We start from the raw sequence: 19,472 nt of genomic DNA on the forward strand, positions 1-19,472 counted from the left end.
ATTAGTACTTCCGGTTTTTACAATCGTTCAATCCCTTCACCGTTTATCTTTGCTTATTACAGGAAAAATATCCGGCACTGCTCCTTTCTTAATCAACAAAAAATAAATTGTATGCGTCTGCAGAAAGTAACAAAAGGAGATGGTCTTTTCAGGGCGTTATTGATCAGGTTTATTTCCGGAGTATCCGGGATGCGGTTGCCGGATGCTGCACGGATCGTTATGTACCACCGTGATTATTACGGTAAGCCTATGACTGCCTGGACGCATGCCGCTATGCGCGGGGAAAGCGGCTGGTCTGTGGGCGAACGGGAACTTTTTGCAGCCATGACAGCAAAATGGAACCAATGCCCTTTTTGTATAGATGCGCACGGCGCTATTGCTTCGCTTGTTCTTGATAAAACACTGGTAACGGCTGCACTCAGCAACTACCATAACGCGGCGCTGTCTTCAAAATTATATACTACACTGCAGTTCCTGGAAACATTTGCAAAAACACCCGGTGAGCTAACCACTGAACAGGTAAAGGAGGTGCTACTGAGCGGGGTTTCCACACAGGAACTTGAAGATGCCATGGCTGTTGTTGCCCTTTTCAGCATTACTGTCCGCTGCGCCAATGCCCTCAGGTTTGAAATGTTAAGCGCCGCTGATCAGGCAGGCGCGGCAAAACGAATGCTGCAACAGGGTTATGTTTTTGGCAAAGGCATACCAAAAGGCCGCCCGGATCATAAGGCTATGGCGCTGAAACTGCACAAATGCATATTTGAAGGACCGGGACTAACGGATACGGATCTACGACAGGCAGTTGGCAACCGGGCAACTGGCGGACCTGCATTACCAGTGCCTGCATACGACAAGCTGGCGCTGGAAATTGGCGCCGGCTCCTACAGGGTTACAGATGAACAGGTGAATGAAGCCGTAAAAGTTGCAGGAAGCGAAAAAGCCGCGTTTGAACTGATCACGGCTGCGGCGGTAGCTACCGGCCTTTCCCGCTGGCAAAGCGGCTCTGCGCTGCTGGAAGAAGTAAAAAAGTAAAGCTCTCCTTCTGCCTGCATCCCGTAAAGAAACGGATGGAAGAAACGGTAAGACTGCTGAGCGGAGAGTATTCTCATGACATGCGATATCATTTATCCCGTTAGGTGGAGACTGGCTGGTTGACGCAAACACCCCTTAAATTGTCAAATGTACACCCCGTTGTATATTGCTGTCAACTGTAGATTTGTATTCATAAATACATAAAACAAAAAAGAGGCTAAGTCCAATTCTTATCCCCCGTGCCCCCGGGCTAAGCGGGTCAATTGAGAATACCGGCCGCTTTATATCATCTTATAAAATCTTACAAAATGGCGAAGTTAATTTTAGAAATGCAACAGTCACTCGACGGGTATATGGCAGGCCCGCAGGGACAAACGGATTGGATGGTGTGGAACTGGGGGCCACAGTGGTCCTGGGATAAGTCACTGCAGGATTTCCATACACAGCTCACATTATCAGCATCGCATCTGATCATCAGTAAACAAATGGCTGAAGAAGGCTTTATTGCCCACTGGCAACAAACAGCAGCCCGTAAGGATGAACAGGCAGTTTTTTCTACACATATCAGCAACACACCCAAAACGGTTATCTCTACCACGCTAACTTATAAGCAGGAGATCCCTGGTGGCTGGAACAATGTGTCACTGGCCAATGATCTGGTAACTGCTGTTACCAGATTGAAACAGGAAACGGATGGAAATATCCTGGTGTATGGCGGAGCTTCACTGGTATCCGGTTTACTGGAACACGGGCTTATTGATGAACTTTACCTGCTGGTTAACCCGGTAGCGATCGGCAGCGGGATGAGCGTGTTTCATCGTCTCCGGCACTTTCAGCTGAATACCGCGCAGTCATTTTCATCAGGAATCGCTGTTTTGCATTATCATTAATGCGGGCTCTTTGCCATCTTCTGTTCGTGGGCTATGGCCCCCAAAGCCTGATCCTTAACACCTGCCTGGGAAAAGCGTTCCAGCTATATGGCATGGGGCCGCATATTGCCGGCATGGGCGCGATGTTTGTTTTCAGGAAGTAGCGGTAAATTCACATCAGCATACCGCCATGCTTCCACGAATGCAGCCTTCACTTTCTGCGCCTCGTTATTTTTGTTTTGGGAGATCAATGAATGGTATAATCCCATCAATGCCCACCCGTTCTTTTTCCATGTTTGCAGGTCTTTGCGGTAAACGCTTTCCGCTTCACTGTATTTCCCTGCGTTCTGGAGCGCCGCTCCCAGGTAATGCCTTACAGAAAAAAACCAATCGGGCGGCTCGTTATAATTCAGATCGTCTTCTATGGCAACAGCCTCTTTAAGCAAAGCAATGGCAATATCCGGCTGCTGCTGTTTGGCCGCTACTTCGGCTGATAATACCTTAACGGCTATCTGCACAAGATCCGCCGTGGTATTTATATCCCAGATAGTAATATGTTTGAGCACTGTATCGGCAGCAAGTATCCTGAGGCTGTCCAGTTCCTTTTGTGCGGCCGCTGTCTTGTTCTTATCCAAAAATGCCATGCCCCGCGCATAATGCCAGATGGCCCGCGGATACGCCAGGTCTTCCGCCGGTGCAGGCAGAGAAAAAATAGTATCCCACATACCAAATTTCACGGCAATGTAGTACGGTATAGTATAGTAATGCTGCAAGGTGCCCCAGCGTGGCAGTCGCATAATATCTTCTGCGGCATGTTCCCTTAGTTTTTTTGCGGTCTTCCAGGCCAGTGCGGAATTGCCTTCAAGCGTAGCGGTAGCCGCCAGGAAATGGTAATTATGCGGGTAATAGCCCAGCGGGTATGCTCCCTGCGCATGGCAGGCAACCGTGTAACCACTGTCGGCTTCCGCGGCATGTATATTGGCAATAGAGCCTGCATGATAATCGCCCGTATTAATATAGATATGCGAAGGCATATGCAGTAAATGTCCTGCACCTGGCACCAGTGTATCCAGCAACCTGGCGCTTGCCATTGCTTTTCCCGGGTTGGCCGATGCCTCCAAGGCATGAATATAGTAATGATGCGCTCCCGGGTGTACAGGATTGATTTTGATCAGGTGCTCCAGCACCCCAACCAATTCCGGTGTCCAGGCACGGGGTTGCTTGGTTTGCTTGTCGTACAGATCCCATGGATGAAGATCCATCAGCGATTCCGCATACAACGCACCCACATCGGGGTCTGACGGGTATTGCTCATATACTTTCTTCATGGCTGCTGCATAGGCAATATCCAGCGGCTTCCGGTCCGCCGGCGCAGGCATTTTATAACGGGAAGCCAATGCATTGATAAGTGCTTTTTCCTTTGGGGTACATGGCGCATACATGGACTTTGCTTTAACAGTCGCCTCATAGGCGCGCTGAAAATTATCTTCTTCCATGCCTGCATTATAATTGGGGCCCAGCACATAAGCATATCCCCAATAGGCCATAGCGCAGATGGTGTCTAACCGCGCCGCTTCATAAAAAGACCGCGCCGCTTCTGCATGATTGAAACCATACATCAGCATCATTCCCTGGTTAAAATATTCCTGCGCTTCTTTGCTGTTGGTTGAAATCTGGAAGTTGATCCCTTTCAATCCCCTCAGCTTAGGCGCCTTTTTACCCGAAGAGTACCAGTCTTTGTCTGTTATCCTGGAAGTATAACAGCGAACATCGGGCGATTTTCTGACGGTTGCAGATGTGTCTTTTGTTTTAGTGCCATTATTACACGCAACAAGGAGTAATAACAGGATAATTGGCAGATAGTGCTGTTTCATTGGAAGCTTATTTGATTGATTTATTAATTCATAAGCTCCGCATTACTTTGAAAGTTTTATTGAAGAACAGGTATAGCGTACGTTTAGCCAATACTAATATACGAAATCGACAGCTAATAACAGCTTATTTACCGGTTGCCAACAACGCATTCAGGCGATCGAACATACTGAACCAGCTTTGGTAAGCGCCGGTTTTCCTGGCTTCCGCTTCAGCAACAGTCTGGTGCAAAGTAAGTTTTGTCTGCTCGCCCAGCGATTCGAAAATGACGGTGGTAATAATTGCCGGTGGCCAGTCTTCCGGCTTTCCTGCCTCATTTGCGCCAACAGGTACCCCTTGTTCATTGCTGAGCTCCATGGTAAAAACCAGTTTTTCCGGGAACTTTATTTCCTGGTACACTCCCCTGATCCAGCATTCCCCGTGAACAGGATCGTAAACAACAGAATGGAACCTGCCGCCAACTTTTACATCTATTGATTTAAATTCGATGGTGCATCCATCTGGTGCATACCAGTGCTGCAAATGCTCAGGATCCGTCCAGGCGTTAAAAACAAGCTCCCTCGGTGCATTAAACAGGTGTGTGATCAAAAGGTCTTCTTTCTGAATCTTCATTTGGCTTTGTTTTTTTGTTGCTGCAGATATTTATCTAATTTTTCAAACCGTTTCGTCCATAATTTCCTGGACTGATCTATCCAGCTTACCACTTCATCCAGCTGATCTAACTGCACTTCGCAGAACCTTTCCCTTCCGCTTTGCCTGATCACCAGCAGGCCACATTCCTCCAGTATCTTAACATGCAGGGATATGGCCTGCCGGGTCATGTCAAACTTTTCCGCAATAGTATTTACGTTGTGGGATTGCGCTGCCACCAGGTTAATGATTTCCCTTCTTGTGGGGTCGGCTATAGCCTGGTAAACGTCTCTTCTGATCTTCATATATGCAAGTATCTGCTTGCAAATATAAGAGCAAGTATTTACTTGCGCAAATATATTTCAGGAATCCCTATTCCGCCCAGGGTGAATGCCGGATAGCCTGGCAAAAATCAGGTCGTTGATACCCGGGGATCATGCACGCACAGATATCTGCATTTATGCTTCCGTACGTTGTATGTGGCTTATGTTTAAACCCCTCAAAGAAAGTGCTTATCATATTTTCCTTTAGTCCGCCGCGGGGAAACTGCTTTATGATCTCTTCGCGATCTCCGACGGATAACAGGTCATACCCTTTGCCTACCACATCCAGCGCTACCCCGTAATTGAGCAATGCCACTTCAGGCTCTTTGTATTCCGCTATACCGGGTGAAGTATGAAGCGCAATGGCATCCCATACCAATTGTAATGATTGCGGCAAAATACCATATCCACGCAGAAAATCACGGGCCGCATTTGCGCCGTCCACTTCAAACCGTTTATCGTCGCTACGGTAACGCGCAGTAAGGCCCAGGTCGTGGAACATGGCACTAACATACAGGAGCTCTGCATCGTACCGGGCATTGCTCTGCCGGCCACGCAGGGCGGCGAAAAGAAAACTCCGTTGTGAATGGTTATACAAAAGCTCACTGCCATATTCGCGCAATAACGCTGTTGCCTGTTTCGACATCGCGCTGTCGGGTATTTTTATCCCGGCTATAATTTCACTTCTCGTCATATTGCAGGATTTATATAGCTGTTGTTTTAGTTGAAATACCCACACGGTTTAAGAAATTCATATGGCAGATACCAATAATGATATCGGCTATTTCTTTCTCTGTAAAAAAAGATTTAAGTTTTTCGTAGGTCCCGTCTGAAACCCCGTGATTGAAAATAAATGTTATTTCCTCCACTACTTCCAGCACTGCACGTTCTGTGTCAGTGAACAAGGGGCTCTCCTGCCAGGCGGATAGCGCAAATATACGGCGGGCTGTTTCTCCGTTCTTCAACGCATCGTGCGTATGATAATCGATACAAAAGGCGCATTTATTTATTTGCGAAACCCTGATCTTGATAATGTCTATAAGACTTTTGGAGATGGTGGATTCATACAGGCGCTTGTCTATTCCCGACATTAAATCCCAGTACAAAGGCTCTTCTTTCCATACATCCAGGCGATGTTTAATTACTTTGTTCATATTTGTTCAATTTGCGTTTTACAAAGGTAAAAAGCGCAAATGCCCTGCTTCTTAAACTGGTTTAAGAAAGAAACTTCTTTCTTAATTCGCTCAGGTACTCGGGTGTGAAGCCTAAAAAAGAAGCAAGCAGGTATTGGGGAACACGTTGTGTAAATTCCGGGTAATTCTCAAGGAAATGAAGATATAACTGCTCTTTTGAAAAATCATATAAATACCTTATCCTCATTTGCGACGCTGCATATGCACGCTGGAATACCATATGAAAATATGCGTTCAGTTCCGGCAACTGTTTAAGCAGCTCCAGCTGGTTGCCGGCGCTGATGCTCAGCACCTCGGTACGTTCTATGGCACGAATAGAAAACCGGGCGGCTGTTGCATGCTGGAAAGCCATAAAGTCCGAAGTCCACCAGTTTTCCATGGCGAAGTCAATGGTCTGTTCCATCCCGTTTTGCTTCAGGTAAGATAAATGTACACAGCCTTTAACAATGAAGAACTTTTCAAAACAGCGCTGGCCTTCGGTTAACAGGAGCTCTTTCCTTTTAAATACCTTCTGCTCAACGAACGGCTCGATCAAACCCGCGCTGTTTGCCCGGATGGGGCAAAATTGTGCTATATGGGACATAAGTTGTTGGATCACCGGCCTTGTTCCTCCTTTATATGCAAAAGTAAAATCAAAAATAGATTTTCATACGATCTTCTGAGATATGAACACTTTTTCCTCCTTATTCCCGGCGAACTTTGTTGAAATTAATAATCGAAATGAAGATCGTACTTACCGGTTCCCTCGGGAATATCAGCAAACCGCTAACTGAAATACTGGTGAAGGAAGGCCACCAGGTTACCCTTATCAGTACCAACCCAGCTAAACGTGCACAAATACAGGCAATGGGCGCCCAACCTGCTATTGGCAGTATCCGGGACCTGTCCTTTCTTATTGAAACCTTTACCGGGGCTGATATCGTTTATTGTATGAACCCGCTGGATTTCACCTCACGCAACCTGGATGAATGGGACCAACATATGGATAACTATGTCCATGCTATCAGGGAAGCAGGGATAAAACGCGCAATTGTGCTCACCGGGTGGATAGCCCACCTGTTGAATTCCATGCAGCCGGAGAAAAAGTTTGAGCCATTGAAAGCGCTGTCTGTTACCTTTATGCGGCCAGGGCCTTTTTACAGTAATTTCTATCACCTAAAGGAAATGATCCGCCGCCAGGGCATGATTATATCCAATTATGGCGGGGAAGATATGGTGGCTTTTGTAGCTCCTGAAGACATTGCCGCTGCTATTGCAGAAGAGGTCAACACCCCGGCAGTTACAGGTTTGAAAGTAAAATATGTGGCCAGCGAAGAGCTTACCTGTGCCCAGGCAGCACAAATTATAGGGGAAGCGATCGGAATACCTGGCCTTCAATGGATAGTATTGCCCGGAGAACAGGTAAAACAAGCGCTCGAAGCCAACGGCATATCACCTGAAGTGGCGGGGTTATTGGTGGAAATGCAGGAAAATATGCATAATGGAAAAGCGCAAAAGGATTACTATCTTAACAGGCCCGCATTGGGGAAACGAAAACTACGGGATTTTGCCGGGGAGTATGCTGCCTGGTACTTTCAAAATTGAATCTAATGGCCGGAAACCTGCCCCTGAAAATAAAAGGCGTTAATGAGCTGTTACAGCTGAGAGGCTTGCCTGCTACAAAGCATCCGCTCATCAGTATCATTAATATTGCTGAGCTAAAGGAGCCACCCAAACAGCTGGATACCGCGCTAACCACCGATCTCTATTTTGTTGGTATGAGTCAATTCACACAGTCTTGCGTGAAGATGAAGTACGGACAACAGGAATATGATTTTGATAAAGGTGTGATGAACTTTATAGCACCGGGGCGGGTATTTGGTTTCAATGCCGGCCTGGCAGAAGATGTGAATCCCTCCGGATGGTTGCTCCTGCTCCATCCGGACTTTCTCTGGAACCATCCCCTGGCATTGAAGATAAAGCAATACGAATTCTTTGATTATACTGTAAATGAAGCCCTGTTCCTGTCTGATAAAGAGGAACAGACCATCAGCGGTTTATTCAGGAATATTGAACAGGAATACAGCACAAATATTGATCAATTCAGCCAGGGAATTATTATCTCCCTGATCCAATCCCTGCTGGGTTATTCAGAACGCTTTTACCAGCGGCAGTTCATCACACGGCGAATCACCCACCACGGTATCATAAGCCAGCTGCGATCCTTGCTGGAAAAAGCTTTTTCCCCGGAAGCACTGGAGAAGAACGGCATACCTGCGGTAAAGGATATATCCGCCCGGTTGAATATCTCTCCCAATTACCTGAGCGGCCTGCTCAAAACACTTACAGGCTACAGCACCCAGCAGCACATCCAGGAAAAAATTATGGAGAAAGCAAAGGAAAAACTAATCATGACCGATTTATCCGTAAATGAAATTGCCTTTGAATTGGGGTTTGAATATCCACAGTCTTTTTCTAAACTATTCAAAACTAAAATGAATATTTCACCGCTGGAATTCAGAAAGTCCGGCAGGTTTTAACCCTTATGAAAAGCAAAATCAGACTACATTTACTTACAATTTATTACCTGAAAGGTTAGTACCTTACAAATATGAACCGGAATCTTAAATCATCAGCTCATTTATCTCCCTGGCCCGGCAGATAAAATTCAACCAGGAGTATTACCTCCTGGCATTAGCGGCATGCGAAGAAATTGCCAGGGCGCTTAACGAAGAAGGTATTACCGCTTTTATTGTAAAATACCGTTTGCCCAACGATACCATCATGATTAACAGGTCTATCGGGCCTTTGCAGGATGCACAGGCTGCTATCAGGCTGGTGCGGCAAAGGGCGGCGGAATGGGGAATTAACCCCAACAAAGTAGGCACAATGGGCCTTTCTGCAGGTGGGCACCTGGCATCGATGGAAGGAACACAGCAAAACAGGGTGGTGATCAGCAACCCGGAAAAGATCAGCCTGCGGCCGGACTTTATGGCATTGCTCTACCCGGTGATCCTTTATGACCCGGCCATTCCCAGGACCCGTGAAACCCTGATAGGCAAACAACCTTCCCCGGAATCATTACACCTCTACAGTACCGATAAACATGTTACCACTGCTACCCCGCCCACCTTTATGGTGCATGCTGCAGATGATGATGTGATCCCTGTTAAAAACACGCTCTCTTTTTTTAATTCTCTCTTGCAGGCAAATGTAAAAGCTGAAATGCATATCCTGCAATCCGGCGGTCACGGCTTTGACCTTACTGATCTGAACAGTAAGGATAACTGGTTCAGGATGTTCAAAAGCTGGCTAAGGGAAAACGGCTTCTGAGCATCGAAATCTATTCATTCCTGAGACTTTTAACAGGATTCGCCAACGCGGCCTTCACCGCCTGGAAACTCACCGTGCATACGGCAATCAGTACCACCAGCATCCCTGCCCAGCCAAATAAAGACCAGCTCATAGTGATCCTGTAAGGATAGTTCTCCAGCCATTTTACACCTGCCAGCCAGGCCAGCGGAATGGCTATTAGCAATGCAATGATCACCAGCTTCACAAATTCCAAAGACAACACCGTCGCTATATTCTGCACCGATGCCCCTAATACTTTCCGGATACCTATCTCTTTGGTACGTTTCTCAGCGGAAAGAACGGACAACCCAAATAATCCTATACAGCTTATAAAAATAGTTAGTATAGCACCGTACAAAATAATCTGTTTCCACCTGGCTTCTGATTCATAATTCCGCCGGTTCACTTCATTCTTAAACACATAGGTATACGGGCTGAAAGGGAAAAAGTCCCTGAACTTTGCTTCTATAAATTTAAGACTGCTGGTAGCTGTATTGGGGCGTATCTTGATATAAAAAACCCCATAAGGATTGGAATTTTTCATGGTAAACAACTGGGGCCTTATCCGTTCGTTAAGGGCAGTAAAATGATGGTCTTTTACTACACCGATTACCTGGTATGTTTGATTATTCTGGTAGTTGAAAACGATTGATTTACCAATAGGATCTTTCCATCCTGCCGTCTTTACAAAAGTTTCGTTGACCAGCACAGACTGAACGGAATCACCGGGATGGTCCGCTGAAAAATTCCTGCCTTTTACCACCGGGATCTTTAAGGTTTGTAAATAAGATTCATCTACTGTTTCCCAGGCGAAGTTAACAGATGAGTCGTTATCTATTTTTGCAGCAGTACCCCAATAACCACCGTTCTTAGGGGCTACATACATAATATCCGGGGAGTTAAGCAGCTCCTGCTTAAAGGCGGCAGCTTCCTGGTGCGACATATTATCTTTGCTCACTACTACAATGTCGCGGTCATCGTACCCGAGATCGGCTTTTGTAAGATAGTTGAACTGGGAATAGATCGTAAAAGTGGCTATAATTAAAAAGGCTGCCAATGTGAACTGGAAAACCACCAGTGATCTTTGTAACCCGCCGTTACCTTTCAGCGTAAACCTGCTATAGAGGGTTTCAACAGGTTTATAGCCCGACAGAATCATGGCTGGATAACATCCGGCAAGCAAACCCGTAAGCAGGAAAAGAGCGAAATAACCCGCCACCAGCTTGAAATCGAGCAGGTAACTGATGGACAGTTTCTTATTTGACAATTCATTAAACAGCGGCAGCACCAATTGCGCCAGCACAATTGCCAGTACAAAAGCAATAGCACATAGTATAAAAGACTCTCCCAGGAATTGTATGATAAGCTGACGCCTGTCGCTCCCAATTGCCTTACGGATCCCTATTTCTTTTGCCCGCCTCACAGAACGGGCCACGGTAAGATTTACAAAATTGATATTTGCAATAAGCAGCACAAAAAGCGCGATGCCGGAAAGAATATAACCATAAACCGGGTTGCTGCCTTTTTGCAGGCCATTCTGCGCTGAAAGCTCTTTACTCAGATGTATATCAAGGAATGGCTGAAGGAAATAGGTTTCCAACCGGGAATTGTCGGGGTTCCCAAACCTGGTATTCATCGCTTTATATGCTGCACTGGCATCTTTAATATAAAACCGTTGCATTTGCTGCGCCACCATATTCGGATCAGCATTATCCTCCAGCTCAACAAAGGTGTTCAGGAAATAAGAAAACCAGTTCTCACTGTTATTTAAATCTGCTTCCGTTTCCCTGATCGGCAACAGTATACTGAAACCGATGGTGGAGTTCTGCGGACAATTCTCTGTAACAGCAGTTACCTGGTATGGCACAAACTTCTCACGCTCTTTTAACATAAGGATCTTACCCACTGCTTTCTCTGTGCCAAATTGCCTCTTTGCCTCATCCTTTGTAAGCACAACAGAATGCGGGTCTTTTAAACAGGTCCGCGCATCGCCCTCAATCACGGGAAAGGTAAATACCGACAGGAAGTTGGCATCTACAAAAAGAAGATCCCTGCTTTCTACTTCAGCGCCTTTCTTAAAATCTGCATGGCCGTCCTGCACGCGCACATATGATTTGATTCCGCTCACATTCTGTGAGAACCTCGGCCCCTGTAATAAGCCGGTGCTGGTAGACCGGCGTTCCGCGCCATTGACAGCGATCCTGGAAACTATCCTGTAAATACCCGCACTCTTTTTATGAAAACGGTCAAAGCTCACTTCATCCTTTACATAAAGGAGTATCAACATAGCGCAGGTAAGGCCAATAGCCAGTCCTGCAATATTGATGAAAGAATAGATTTTGTTTTGCGCAAGATTGCGGAGAGCGATTTTCAGATAATTACTAAACATATGGGCAGTATAAGTACCATGGGCATTTCAACGGTTGTGCCAAAATACAAATACCTGATCAATAACGGGTTATACAAATTCAAATTCAACAAAATGTCCGATTAAGAACAGGAGTGTGCGTGAACGGTCAGGAAAAGTTCAGCGATTATTCAATCATCCTGCAACTGATGCTGCGGCCCCCTCCATTTGGAAAATTTATCCGGGTAACTTCATTATCTTCAACTTCAACGGTCAAAGTATAGCCTGACCTTGTACCGGTATCAGGATTATAAAACTCCACCTCAGCACAATAGGTATCATCCGGATATTCTTCTGTTTTCTCACTGTCATCTGAATAATCCTGTATTTCAGCATTCCTCTCCGGCGTATTATTCACAAAACGCGAAGGTATTCCCAAAGAGGAATTACTATTAGAAGTATTACCACCCGGGGGATCATAGGTATCGCTGTTAGCTTTATTATTGCTGCAACTACCAAGAAAAAACACCAAAGCTATTAATGCAGTAAGATACTTCATGGTTAGAGAGGAATGTATTGGGGAGATTTAATTCTTATAAGCAATATAAGTAAAAATAAGGTCAGTAGCTATTGCTATTAAATACTCCGGGCCGGGGATTTCGGTAACGTTCTCGGTGATTTATCTGCCCTTCACATGCAAAATAACCCATTTCGGGTGTATTTTGGTTGAGGAAAACAATATCAGCCAAAAATTGCGCTTTTAGATTCAGGAATGTAAAGACGAAGAAGAAGCCTGTTGTCCACGTTGTTATTTTCAAACAGGCACTATTCCATTTAAACGCAGAAAGGTAAAATGCCACACTTCGGAAAACACCCGGATATTATCCGGCAGGCCGTGCTTTTCCGGTAACTGTAGCATTAGGTTTTGAGGGAGGGAAATACCTGGAGAATGAATAATACAACAATATTTATGAAAAGATTTCTACTTCTTCTGTTACCTGTAATACTGCTGATCAACAGCTTTGATAGCAGCAATGCCTATGGCCAAACCCCGGCTGTTGCCACCTGGGCGCTCACATCAGACCAGCAGGCTGTTACCGGCGGAAATATTACCGCTGCTGCACAGCTCCTGACTGGCCTGTCGCATTACGATTACATTTCAGGCGGGGAACGGACCATTCCCCCTGCCGGGTCCTGGCCTGCACAATCGGCCCCCGACAGCTCCAGGTTCATGCTATACCGGGTAACACCGGCAACCGGTAACAGTGTTACTATAAAAGAGATCGGGATATCCATCAGCTTCAACGGCTCCAGTGCTGCAAGGGTAAACCTGGCCTGGTCAACAGATAGCATTCACTTTACAAATGTGACGCCTGATTTTGCATTGGCTTCCTCTTCCACGCCAACAGCTTATACATTCGGCAATCTGAATATCAACGTGCCGGCTGGCGGCACTTTGTATTTCAGGGTATCTCCCTGGACCAGCAGCCTGATCACCGGCAAATACCTGGTTACAAAAAATGTGATCATTAAAGGAACCACCAACCCCGTGCCTGTAGCTTCATGGCCACTCACGGCCAACCAGCAGGCAACTGCCAGCGGGAATATCACCGCAGGGCAGCAAACGCTTGGTAACCTGGTGGTGGATAGTTATTCCAACGGGCAGCAGCTATTGCCCGCAACCGGCAGCTGGCCGGCTGCAACAGCGCCGGATAATAACAGGTATGCCTTGTTCACCACCACGCCTGTTACCGGCAGCGCATTCACGGTAACGGATATCTCCCTGTCGCTGGCATTTGCCGCGGCCGGTGCTAAAGCAAAACTTTCCTGGTCGGTTAACGGGACCGACTATACGGAAATTGATACAACGCTGAGCTTAACCACTAACGCTGCCGTATATACGTTGAGCAACCTTAACATCACGGCCGTTACCGGGCAAACCCTCTACCTCCGGCTACTCCCCTGGAGCACCGCCGCACAGGGGAATATACCGCTTACCATAAAAAACATGACGGTAACAGGATACAGCTATGTAGTGCCGGCCATCACCTGGGCGCTTACTGCTGGCCAGGATGCCACCGTAACCGGCGATGTAACGGCAACAGCCCAATCGCTCACCGGGCTGAAAGTGAATAACTACATCTCCGGCAGCGGCGGACAAAGACTGCTCCCACCCGACAGCGCCTGGCCTGCGGAAACTGCACCAGCCACCGGAAGATATATTCAATACACTGCTTCCCCTGTAACAGGCTACAGCCTGCTGGTACAGCAGATCACGGTGCCCCTGTCGTTTAATTCATCAGCCTATGCGCATGCACGGATCTGCTGGTCGGCCGACGGCAGCACTTTCACCGACCTGGCAACAGACCAGCTCCTGGTATCCGGTACTACCCCTTCCGCCTATACGTTCAGCAACCTGAATATAGATATCCCGCAGGGCAAAACTTTATACCTGAGGGTATATCCATGGACTACCAGCGCCATCAGCAATAAATACCTGGTAACAAAGAATGTAATGATCAGCGGCACTACCTATCCTTTCCGGCAAATTGCCTTTCCCGGTGCGGAAGGCGCCGGCAGGTTTGCCAAAGGAGGCAGAGGAGGCAGCGTTTATTATGTCACCAATCTCAATAACTCCGGCACAGGCAGTTTAAGGGATGCAGTCAGCCAGCCTAACCGCACAGTGATGTTCAAAGTGTCCGGCACCATATACCTGCTAAGCCCTATTGTAATTTTACAGGACAATATCACCATTGCGGGGCAAACAGCGCCCGGCGATGGTATTTGCCTCGCCAACTATGGCCTGGGCATCAGGGCCAATAACGTGGTCATAAGATATCTGCGCAGCCGTCCGGGAGATATTATACTGAACCCCGGGGATACGGCAAAAGCAGTGGATGCCATGTACAACAATTTTGGTAATCCCGTTACAAAGCCGTTCTCCGATATTATAGTAGATCACTGTTCCATGAGCTGGTCTACCGATGAAGCAGGATCATTTTATGCCATCTCCAACTTCACCCTGCAATGGAGTATCCTGAGCGAAAGCCTGTACCAGTCTATCCATGTAAAGGAAACACCACATGGCTACGGCGGCATCTGGGGCGGCCAGCAATCGTCGTTCCATCACAACCTGCTGGCCAGCCACAGCAACCGTAATCCCCGCTTTTCCGGCAGCGCCAATACCGGCCAGCCTGAACTGGAGTATGTCGATTTCAGGAATAATGTGGTGTACAACTGGGTTGGCTCTACCTATGGCGGCGCCGGCGGCCACCAGAATATGGTGAACAATTATTACAAACCCGGCCCGGCTACTACAGGCAGTGCTTCCTGCGCCACCTCCAACAGGCGGCATCGTATCCTGTCGTACACCACCTACAGCGTATCCCTGGCCGGAGATACTATTCCCGGCGGAAAATTTTACATCAAAGGCAACTATGTGCCTGGCTATCCCTGCGTGGAAGAACCCAACGATTCATCCGATAATAACTGGGTATACGGCGTGCACCCCGACAATCTCCCAGGCGCTGCAGAAGCCCTCGCAGCCGCAAGGGTAAACACTCCTTTCGCACATAGCCCCGTAACTACGCAAACAGCGCCCGATGCTTATATAGCTGTAACCGGCGGCGCCGGCGCCATTTTGCCAAGAAGGGATACGGTAGACCGCCGCATTGTAAGAGAAACGCTCACCGGCACCGCTACGTATGAAGACAGCAGCTACCAGGCTTCCGGCATGGGCCACCCCTCCGGGATTATAAACAGCCAGAACACCGTAGGCGGATGGCCGGCCTTAACATCCACCACCTACCCGGATGATACCGATAATGACGGCCTCCCCAACTGGTGGGAACTGATGACAGGCAGCGACTCTACAGGCACCGCCGCCAATACAACCGGAAGTAATGGTTTCACCATGCTGGAAAATTATCTCAACGGCATCCAGTCTCCCGATCAGCAGGTGACCTTTACCCAGGTTGCCGCAACCCACGCTGGTGGCGATACGGCAAAGATCAGTTTTGATATCGACTGGGCTAAAGACCTGTTCCGCTTTGGCATCTACCGCTCCGCTGATAACGTATCATTTACAAAGATCAGCGAGCTGCCATCCAATATAAACAGGACGCACTATGTAACGGAAGATGCGAATGCCCCGCAACAAACGCTTTACTATAAGATAGGCAGCTACAGGACCGATGGACAGGGAGCCATCGTATACAGCAATACTGTCAGCATCGACAACACATTGCAGGCAAAGCAATCCGCAGATACCACCCTGCTCCGCTCCCTGCCTGTAAGCAACGGTATGTTGGTGAAAGAAATAAAAAAGGAAAGCCAGCTGATCATCTTCCCAAATCCCGTAACCAACAAACTGGTAATACGCCACCCGTTGGTAAAAGGAAATGCCGGCATCTCCCTTTTTACTATAGGCGGATTAAAGATAAAAACATGTGTGGTGGCCCCCGGTGCTACAGAAACAAGGATCAATACCGGGGAACTTATAAGTGGCTCCTACCTGCTGGTAATGGATAACGCAGGTACCAGGAGCGGATTGGTGTTCATAAAACAGTAAGGAACAGGTACTAATTTTCAAATGATTGTTATGATGGATAAGCAGAATTTTATGCAACCGCTGGCGGGTATTTTACTGGCCTGTGTAATGCTGTGTTTTACGACGGCGCTGTTTGGCCAGTCGCAGGAGATCACAATAACGGGAACCGTTACATCGGCGGCAGATAAGGTGGCGCTGATAGGCGTAACGGTAAAGGTAAAAGGCGGTAAAGCTGCCGCCATCACAGACGAGAAAGGGCAATACCGGCTGAAAGCCCCCGCCACAGCGGAGAAACTGGTATTCTCCTATACCGGTCATGCTGCAAAGGAAATACCCATAAACGGCAGAACTACCATCAACGCAGTGCTTGAAACCGAGATCAGGAACATCAACGATGTGGTGGTAGTGGGCTATGCCACCGTTAAACGAAAAGACCTCACCGGCGCTGTATCCTCCGTCAATGCAAAAGAACTGAAAGATATACCCGTTAACTCCGCAGCGGAAGCGCTCACCGGCCGGCTGGCAGGCGTGCAGATCACCTCCTCGGAAGGAAAGCCCGGCTCCGATTTCAATATCAGGATAAGAGGAGGCGGCTCTGTAACACAGGATAACTCCCCTCTCTACATCATCGACGGCGTACAAGTGGAAGATGGGTTTTCCGGTATATCCCCACAGGATATTGCAACAGTGGATGTGCTGAAAGATGCCTCTGCTACTGCCATCTATGGCGCAAGAGGCGCCAACGGCGTGGTGATCATTACTACCAAAACCGGGAAGGAAGGAAGAACCGTGGTGAGCTATAACGGCATGATGGGCGTACGTATGCTGCCAAAGGAACTGGAAGTAATGGACCCCTACAATTTTGTATTGTACCAGTATGAGCGCAGCCGGGGCCTTACGGCCGACAGCACCGCTTTTGATAACATGTACGGTTCCGACCTGGAGAAATACAGGAACACACCGGAAATAGACTGGCAAAATAATGTATTTGGCCGCCATGCCCTGATGCAAACACATAACGCAAGTGTTGCAGGAGGCACACAGAACACCAGATATAATCTCAGCTATACCAATAACCAGGAAGAAGGGATTATGATCAATTCAGACCTGAAAAGGAACCTGGTCAATTTCAAATTTGACCATACGGCCAACAGCAAACTACGTATAGGTTTTAACGTTAGGTACAGCGATGAAACTTCCAGCGGCGCCGGCTCGTCAAACGAAGGCGCCTCCGCCTATAACGGGCTACGGCATACCATCAAATACCGCCCGTTCAACCTCGATGATACCAACGCGGAAGAGGTGGATGATGTGGACTATTACAACGACACCAATGCAGGAAATGGTTTGGGCATCATTAACCCCGTGCTCCTGAACAATGCACAATACAGGAAAAAATATACAAAGATCCTCAACATAGGCGGTTACCTGAACTATACTTTTAACAAGTACTTCTCTTTCAGAACAACTATAGGGTTCGACCGCAACAACCAGGAACAACAGGCATTCGATGGCTCCGTTACTTCCAATTCAAGGCTTAACGGCGCCAACCTTCCGCTCATCAGCAATATTACTATTAACCGCAGCTCCTTTAATAATTCAAACGTGCTCACCTACCGGAACAGCGGCGCTAAAGATCATCACGTGAATGTACTGCTGGGAAATGAAATATATAATACTTCCAGCAATATGCTGGATAATGAGCTGAGATATTTCCCGGCAGGTATCACGCCTGAAAAAGCCTTTGGCCAGTTTAGCCTGGGCACTACAGTGCCGCTGTTCCCCAAAACAACTATCGCGGAAAGCAGCCTGTTGTCTTTCTTTACAAAAGTAAATTATGATTACCAGGATAAATACCTGGCGAGTATCAGTTTGCGTGCAGACGGCTCCTCCAAATTTGCCCCGGATAAGCGATGGGGATACTTCCCTGCCGCAGCGTTATCATGGAGGATTTCCGGGGAGGATTTTATGAAAGATGTACAATTCATATCCGACCTGAAGCTCCGCCTCAGTTACGGGCTGGCTGGAAATAACCGTATTGCCGACTATTTATACCTGAATACCTATTTCGCCAATGCCCAGTATTCCCTGAATGAACAGATCATACCCGGGTATGTAGCAAGCAGTCTTGCCAGCAAAGACCTCAAATGGGAAACCACCATTTCCCGTAATGCCGGCCTGGACGCCGCCTTCTTCGGCAACCGCCTGCAACTGACCGCAGATGTATATTTTAACAAGGTAAAAGATCTCCTCATACCTATACGCATTCCCACCAGCTCCGGTTACTCAGAGCAGTTGCAGAATGTAGGCACCACTTCCAATAAAGGAGTGGAACTGCAGCTGAGCGGTACCATCATTCAAAAGAAGAACTTCAGCTGGAGCTCCACTTTTAATATCGCATTCAACAGGAACAAGGTAGAGGCGCTTTCCAGCTACCTCACACAGTTCTACAGGAATTCAGGCTTTGGCATTTCCGGGCAGCCGGCAGATTATATTGTAAGAACAGGAGAACCCGTTGGCTCCATGTACGGGTTTGTGAATGATGGATTTTACAAACTGGACGACTTTAACTACGACGCCTCCACCAGGATCTATACATTGAAAGAAGGCGTAACCGATGTGTCAGGCGTAATAGGCGTGGCACAACCCGGATGGATGAAACTGAAGGATCTGAACGGCGATGGCATCATCGATGAAAACGATAAAACCATTATCGGGAATGCGAACCCTAAATATACAGGTGGACTGAACCAGCAATTTGTTTACAAAAATTTTGACCTCAGTGTGTTCCTGAACTTCGTGGTAGGAAACAGCATCCTGAATGCCAACAAAATAGAATTTACCAATGCTTATTCCCGCAACACCAATATGCTCGCTATTATGGAAGACCGCTGGCGCACGGTAGATGCAGGCGGGAAAGTAATGCAGCAGGTAATTACCGTGGGCGGTAAACAAGTGGTAACAGGAGCTCCCCCCGAACAGCTGGCAGCGCTGAACGGCCACGCAAAAATATGGATGCCTATTTCCGGCGCTGGCGCTTTTTATCCCACTTCCTGGGCGGTGGAAGATGGCTCCTTCCTTCGCGTGAACAATGTTACCATCGGGTATACATTTCCCGCAAAACAACTTGGTAAAATAAAGATCAGCAGTTTAAGGATATACGCTACCGGCAACAACCTCGCCATACTAACCCGTTATTCGGGATATGACCCCGAGGTGAATACCCGCCGCGCCACTCCTGTTACGCCTGGTGTGGACTACTCAGCCTATCCGCGTAGCCGCTCTTTCTTTTTTGGTATTAACCTTACATTATAAAGATTATGG

At 47.5% G+C, this 19,472-nt stretch carries 15 protein-coding genes; 7 read left to right on the top strand and 8 right to left on the bottom strand.

Annotated features, from left to right (window positions below; genetic code table 11):
- Positions 1-111 precede the first annotated feature (111 nt).
- Together FN124_RS30975 and FN124_RS24470 are read left to right on the top strand one after the other, a co-directional pair.
- Positions 112-1,032 (top strand): carboxymuconolactone decarboxylase family protein, encoded by a 921-nt coding sequence (locus FN124_RS30975; RefSeq protein WP_185937355.1) that lies wholly within the window; start codon positions 112-114, stop codon positions 1,030-1,032.
- 308 nt (positions 1,033-1,340) lie between these two features.
- The gene (locus FN124_RS24470; RefSeq protein WP_142687394.1) at positions 1,341-1,922 is read left to right on the top strand and encodes a dihydrofolate reductase family protein; all 582 of its coding nucleotides are present in this window, start codon (positions 1,341-1,343) and stop codon (positions 1,920-1,922) included.
- An 83-nt stretch (positions 1,923-2,005) separates the two neighbouring features.
- Here the strand turns inward: FN124_RS24470 and FN124_RS24475 are convergent, their stop codons facing one another.
- The 6 genes from FN124_RS24475 to FN124_RS24500 all read right to left on the bottom strand — a co-directional run bounded on the left by FN124_RS24475 (position 2,006) and on the right by FN124_RS24500 (position 6,454).
- Complete coding sequence (locus FN124_RS24475) at positions 2,006-3,775, bottom strand: hypothetical protein (RefSeq protein WP_221887890.1); 1,770 nt, start codon at positions 3,773-3,775, stop codon at positions 2,006-2,008.
- 124 nt (positions 3,776-3,899) lie between these two features.
- Positions 3,900-4,385 (bottom strand): SRPBCC domain-containing protein, encoded by a 486-nt coding sequence (locus FN124_RS24480; protein WP_142687395.1) that lies wholly within the window; start codon positions 4,383-4,385, stop codon positions 3,900-3,902.
- A complete protein-coding gene (locus FN124_RS24485; RefSeq protein WP_142687396.1) occupies positions 4,382-4,708 on the bottom strand; it encodes an ArsR/SmtB family transcription factor in 327 nt (108 codons plus the stop codon). The genes FN124_RS24480 and FN124_RS24485 overlap by 4 nt, the downstream gene beginning before the upstream one ends.
- Positions 4,709-4,775: 67 nt before the next feature.
- Complete coding sequence (locus tag FN124_RS24490; protein ID WP_142687397.1) at positions 4,776-5,420, bottom strand: HD domain-containing protein; 645 nt, start codon at positions 5,418-5,420, stop codon at positions 4,776-4,778.
- A 10-nt stretch (positions 5,421-5,430) separates the two neighbouring features.
- Positions 5,431-5,880 (bottom strand): carboxymuconolactone decarboxylase family protein, encoded by a 450-nt coding sequence (locus FN124_RS24495; RefSeq protein ID WP_142687398.1) that lies wholly within the window; start codon positions 5,878-5,880, stop codon positions 5,431-5,433.
- Between the two features lie 61 nt (positions 5,881-5,941).
- On the bottom strand, positions 5,942-6,454 hold the full coding sequence (locus tag FN124_RS24500; protein WP_185937356.1) for a Crp/Fnr family transcriptional regulator: 513 nt from the start codon (positions 6,452-6,454) through the stop codon (positions 5,942-5,944).
- A gap of 185 nt (positions 6,455-6,639) precedes the next feature.
- On the opposite strand from FN124_RS24500, the gene FN124_RS24505 reads away from it, so the two are divergent.
- The 3 genes from FN124_RS24505 to FN124_RS24515 all read left to right on the top strand — a co-directional run bounded on the left by FN124_RS24505 (position 6,640) and on the right by FN124_RS24515 (position 9,231).
- Positions 6,640-7,503 carry an NmrA family NAD(P)-binding protein gene (locus FN124_RS24505; protein WP_142687400.1) on the top strand — a complete coding sequence of 288 codons (864 nt, stop codon included), beginning with the start codon at positions 6,640-6,642 and terminating at the stop codon, positions 7,501-7,503.
- A 5-nt stretch (positions 7,504-7,508) separates the two neighbouring features.
- Positions 7,509-8,438 (top strand): helix-turn-helix domain-containing protein, encoded by a 930-nt coding sequence (locus FN124_RS24510; protein ID WP_142687401.1) that lies wholly within the window; start codon positions 7,509-7,511, stop codon positions 8,436-8,438.
- A gap of 172 nt (positions 8,439-8,610) precedes the next feature.
- Complete coding sequence (locus FN124_RS24515; protein ID WP_260607579.1) at positions 8,611-9,231, top strand: alpha/beta hydrolase; 621 nt, start codon at positions 8,611-8,613, stop codon at positions 9,229-9,231.
- Positions 9,232-9,241: 10 nt separating this feature from the next.
- On the opposite strand, the gene FN124_RS24520 is transcribed toward FN124_RS24515, so the two are convergent.
- On the bottom strand, positions 9,242-11,641 hold the full coding sequence (locus FN124_RS24520) for an ABC transporter permease (protein ID WP_142687403.1): 2,400 nt from the start codon (positions 11,639-11,641) through the stop codon (positions 9,242-9,244).
- 145 nt (positions 11,642-11,786) lie between these two features.
- Positions 11,787-12,158 carry a hypothetical protein gene (locus FN124_RS24525; RefSeq protein ID WP_142687404.1) on the bottom strand — a complete coding sequence of 124 codons (372 nt, stop codon included), beginning with the start codon at positions 12,156-12,158 and terminating at the stop codon, positions 11,787-11,789.
- A 411-nt stretch (positions 12,159-12,569) separates the two neighbouring features.
- Here FN124_RS24525 and FN124_RS24530 point away from each other — a divergent pair, with 411 nt between their 5' ends.
- On the top strand, positions 12,570-16,169 hold the full coding sequence (locus FN124_RS24530; protein WP_142687405.1) for a T9SS type A sorting domain-containing protein: 3,600 nt from the start codon (positions 12,570-12,572) through the stop codon (positions 16,167-16,169).
- Between the two features lie 33 nt (positions 16,170-16,202).
- Positions 16,203-19,463: a SusC/RagA family TonB-linked outer membrane protein gene (locus FN124_RS24535; RefSeq protein ID WP_185937357.1), complete on the top strand. Its 3,261-nt coding sequence runs from the start codon at positions 16,203-16,205 to the stop codon at positions 19,461-19,463.
- The last annotated feature ends 9 nt before the right edge of the window (positions 19,464-19,472 follow it).

This window comes from Chitinophaga polysaccharea, assembly GCF_902150045.1.
Taxonomy (GTDB): domain Bacteria; phylum Bacteroidota; class Bacteroidia; order Chitinophagales; family Chitinophagaceae; genus Chitinophaga; species Chitinophaga polysaccharea_A.